Here is a 4,532-nt window from a genome sequence, read left to right on the forward strand (position 1 = left end):
TCGGGCCGGGCCGGGGAGGACACGCCGCTCGCGGAGGAACCGGGCGTGCCCGGCCTCGCACGATCGGGCGAGCCGGTCGCGCAGCCGCGCGTACCCGGCCGCCTCGCGTGGGCCGGCGAACGCGCGGATGGCCTCGGGCATGGCCTCCCGACCGGCTCGTACGTCCAGTGCCGAGCCGTCCGGGAGGTACACCCGGCAGATCGGGTCCAGTCGGATCAGCGTGAGCCGCTCGTCCGGCGAGGCGCCGATGGCGCCGAGCGTCTCCTCGACGACGCCGGGCATCGTGAGCACGGTGGGCCCGGTGTCGAGCCGATGACCGCGGACGTCACGACGCCCGGTACGGCCGCCGGGCACGGCCTCGCGTTCCAGGACCGTTACGGACCGGCCACGCCCGCACAGGTGCAGTGCGGCGGCCAGCCCGGACAGGCCCGCCCCGACGACGACCACGTTGTCGGTCCGGCCCGCGACGATGCGCATGTCGCATCGATTACCCCGCTGACCGGTTCGTTTACACGAAACGTTGCCCCATGATTGTTCCCGCGTTCGGGCGTGTGGTCGTCTGCTCTTCCGTGGCCGACCTCGGCTTCCGGGATGCACCTGCGGGTGAACGCCGCCCGGAATCCTCCGACTCCGCCGGCTTGTCGAACATGCCGAGGTGCATGAGGCCGGTTGTGCCCCGTCTTGTGTGACCTGTGCCGTATTAGCGGAAAATCGGTGTATCTGTCGAGGAATAAGGGGATAACCTCCTGGCAAGGGGAGCGTCTCATCGGGAGCGGTGGTCGCCGGGCGGGGGATGCCCGGCGCCGCGGATGCGAGACACCGCCGGGTTCGAACGCGTGCCGCACGGGGCGGCGCGGTGCTCTGGTGAGACGGGTCGTCGCGGTCCAAAAGTGAGGCCGCCCCACCATTCGGAATGGCACAAGGGGGATCTGGATGGTACGGGCCGTGGTTTCCGCCATGCCAACCTGGCGTACCAGTCGCTACACGGTCGTCGAACTGCCTCGGCAGATCGACACGTCAAACGCCGACGGGGTTCGCGAGCAGTTGCTCGCGTTGCTCAACTCCGGCGGCGAACCGATCATCGCCGACCTGACCGGGACGACGTTCTGCGATTCTTCGGCGGTCAACGCGCTGTTGCGCGCGTACACCCGGGCCCGTGCGCCGGGCCGTCCGCTGTACGTGGCGGTGTCGCCGAGCGGCATCGTCCGCAAGGTGTTCGAGATCACCGCGGTCGCCCGCGCGATCCCCACCTTCGATGACGTCGGCTCGGCGGTCGCGACGGCCGTCGTCGCCGCCCTGGAGGAAGAGGACACCCCGCCCGCCGGAGCGTCCCGCTGACTACCGCTGCGTGGTGGTCCGGGCGAAGTCGCCGAACGACATGCGCGCGCCGCGTCCGATCGTGCGGAGCCTGTCGGTGAAGCCGCGGTCGCGGGCCTCCGCCTCGTAGTCCGGCAGGCCTGAGGTGAAGACGGTGTAGTCGTCGTAGTGCACCGGCACCACGCGCCGGCAGCGGATGAGCTCCGTCCAGTCGGCGCCCTGCCGGGCGTCCATCGTGACCATGGACAGGCCGAGCAGCCGTGCGCCGCCCAGGTGCACGACGCCCAGGTCGATGTCGGGGTAGCGGCGGGGGATCTCCTTCAGCTCGTCGTACATCAGCGTGTCGCCGCTGATGTACATCCGCAGTTCCGTGCCGCCGCCCGCCGGGCCGAACTCCAGCATCGAGCCCATCACCGGCGGCAGCAGGCGGCCCGCGAGCCCGAAGCCGTGCCGTCCGGGCATCGCGGTGATCCGTACGCTGCGCCCCTGCCTGATGAACTCGTGCTCCTGCCACACCCGCAGGGGACGGGTACGGCCGAAGCCGCGCCGCGCCAGCCCGCGCGACGCGTGCGGCGTGGTGACGATGGGCAGGTGGCGGTCGAGATGGCGGGTGGTGACCCGGTCCCAGTGGTCGCCGTGCAGGTGGGACAGGACGACGGCGTCCAGCGGGGGCAACTCGTCGATCGAGATCGCCGGGTCGCGCAGGCGGCGTGAGTTCAGCCCGTAGCCGAGGTACGCGCGCTGGCCCCGCCGCAGGAAGTTCGGGTCGGTCAGCAGGGTGAACCCGCCATAGCGGATCACCATCGTGGCGTTGCCGATGAAGTACAGCCCGTCGGCGTCGGCCGGACCTGCCATCGTTCCCCCGTTTCCCCGATGCGTCCCTTATGACGCGGATCAGGTTGTACCCGCTACGGAGAGTGATCAGTCTCGCCGATCGGGCGCGGCACCGCGCGTTTCAGCCGAGCCCCGGGCTCGCGGGCCGGTCGGCGGTCGCGACGTGGGCGAGGGCCCGGCGCAGGATGGAGGCGAACGGCTCGGAGTCGTCGCGTTCGATCCAGTGGCGGCCGGCCACCCGGATCGCGCCGGCGACCGCCGCGGCCATGACCCGGGCGAACAGTTCGTCGCCGCCGGTGCGCTCGGCGATCGCCTCGGCCAGCGGACCCTCCGCCGTGGTGAACGCCTTCAGCGCCTCGCCCTCCAGCGCCGGCGTGCACATGATCATGCGCAGGCCGGCCCGGTCGGGCTCGGCGGTTCCGTAGTACTCGGTCACCGCCGCGGTGACGGCCTGGCCGAGCGGCTCGTCGGCCGGCCGCGCCAGCAGGGCCTTCCCGAGCCGGCGCGCCTGGTCGGACTGGAAGGCGCAGATCGCCTCCTCCCGGCTGGAGAAGTAGTTGTTGTAGGTGCGGGGTGACACCCCGGCGGCCTCGGCGATGTCGCGCACCCGTACGAGGGCCAGCCCCTCGGGTCCCCGCTCCAGCGCCAGGCGCAGGGCGGCGGTGCTGATCGCCTCCCGGGTGGCCTGCCGGTTGCGGGCCCGCATGTCCACTGCGTCTTCCATGGGTCACATCCTAGCCATCGCTTGCGCGTTGCGCACTAACTGCTCAGCGCGCACTATATGCGTGGCGCGCAAGTTGTGGGTAGAGTGCGCGGCGTGTGCCGGCGGGCCGGGACGGCGGGGCCTGTTCGCGGGCCGTCCGTCGCGGGCGCCGTACCGGTCCGCCTTCGCCGAAGAGAAAAGGAGCAGCCATGTCCCCGAAGATGATCGCGTTCGATGAGGACGCGCGGCGCGGCCTCGAGCGCGGTATGAACCAGCTCGCCGATGCCGTCAAGGTGACGCTTGGTCCCAAGGGCCGCAACGTCGTGTTGGAGAAGAAGTGGGGTGCTCCCACGATCACCAACGATGGTGTGTCGATCGCGAAGGAGATCGAGCTCGAGGATCCGTGGGAGAAGATCGGCGCGGAGCTCGTCAAGGAGGTCGCGAAGAAGACCGACGATGTCGCGGGTGATGGCACCACCACGGCGACCGTGCTGGCGCAGGCGCTGGTGCGTGAGGGTCTGCGTAACGTCGCCGCTGGTGCGAATCCGATGTCGTTGAAGCGGGGCATCGAGTCGGCGGTCGAGCGGGTGAGTGAGGAGCTTTCCAAGATCGCCAAGGATGTGGAGACGAAGGAGCAGATTGCTTCGACGGCTTCGATTTCTGCTGGTGATGTGTCGATCGGTGAGATGATCGCCGAGGCGATGGACAAGGTCGGTAAGGAGGGTGTGATCACGGTCGAGGAGAGCCAGACCTTTGGTCTGGAGCTCGAGTTGACCGAGGGCATGCGCTTCGACAAGGGCTACCTCGCCCCGCAGTTCGTCACCGACGCCGACCGCCTCGAGGCGGTTCTCGACGACCCGTACGTGCTGCTCGTCGCCGCCAGGATCTCGGCGAACCGCGACCTGCTCCCGGTGCTGGAGGCCGTCAAGAGCACCTCGCGGCCCCTGCTCGTCATCGCCGAGGACGTCGAGACCGAGGCGCTCGCCACACTCCTGCTCAACAAGATCCACGGCGTGTTCAGATCCGTGGCCGTCAAGGCTCCGGGTTTCGGCGATCGTCGTAAGGCGATGTTGCAGGACATCGCGATTCTGACCGGTGGTCAGGTGGTGTCGGAGGACATCGGTCTGAAGCTGGAGAACACCACCCTCGACATGCTCGGCCAGGCAGCGTGTCGTGGTGACCAAGGACGAGACGACGATCGTCGATGGTGCGGGTAACACCGATGACATCGCGGGCCGGGTGAATGAGATCCGGGTCGAGATCGAGAACAGTGACTCGGACTATGACCGGGAGAAGCTGCAGGAGCGGCTGGCCAAGCTCGCTGGTGGTGTGGCGGTGATCAAGGCGGGTGCGGCGACCGAGGTCGAGCTGAAGGAGCGTAAGCACCGGATCGAGGACGCGGTTCGTAACGCCAAGGCCGCGGTGGAGGAGGGCATCGTGCCTGGTGGTGGCGTGGCGCTGCTGCAGGCGGGTGCGGGTGCGTTCGACAAGATCGAGCTTGAGGGTGACGAGGCTACTGGTGCCTCGATCGTCAAGCGTGCGTTGGAGGAGCCGCTCAAGCAGATCGCGGTCAACGCCGGTCTTGAGGGCGGTGTTGTCGCGGAGCGGGTTCGTTCGCTGGAGCCTGGTCGGGGTCTGAACGCGGCGACCGGTGAGTACGTGAACATGTTCGAGGCCG

Annotated in this window: 4 protein-coding genes and 1 pseudogene; 2 read left to right on the plus strand and 3 right to left on the minus strand. The window is 69.1% G+C overall.

The features are described from left to right. Window positions 1-477: phytoene desaturase family protein (locus ACFFNX_RS44130; RefSeq protein ID WP_378212235.1), on the minus strand; the 477-nt coding region annotated here is incomplete at its 3' end. A gap of 480 nt (window positions 478-957) precedes the next feature. Here ACFFNX_RS44130 and ACFFNX_RS44135 point away from each other — a divergent pair. Beyond that, on the plus strand, window positions 958-1,338 hold the full coding sequence (locus ACFFNX_RS44135; RefSeq protein WP_378212236.1) for an STAS domain-containing protein: 381 nt from the start codon (window positions 958-960) through the stop codon (window positions 1,336-1,338). Here the strand turns inward: ACFFNX_RS44135 and ACFFNX_RS44140 are convergent, their stop codons facing one another. Continuing rightward, entirely contained in the window at window positions 1,339-2,172 is an 834-nt protein-coding gene (locus tag ACFFNX_RS44140; protein ID WP_378212237.1) for an MBL fold metallo-hydrolase, read from the minus strand. 100 nt (window positions 2,173-2,272) lie between these two features. After that, entirely contained in the window at window positions 2,273-2,875 is a 603-nt protein-coding gene (locus tag ACFFNX_RS44145) for a TetR/AcrR family transcriptional regulator (protein ID WP_378212238.1), read from the minus strand. 245 nt (window positions 2,876-3,120) lie between these two features. Here ACFFNX_RS44145 and groL point away from each other — a divergent pair. Beyond that, window positions 3,121-4,532, plus strand: a pseudogene (gene groL / locus ACFFNX_RS44150) (chaperonin GroEL); the annotation flags it as partial.

Source organism: Actinoallomurus acaciae, from assembly GCF_042429965.1.
Classification (GTDB): domain Bacteria; phylum Actinomycetota; class Actinomycetes; order Streptosporangiales; family Streptosporangiaceae; genus Actinoallomurus; species Actinoallomurus acaciae.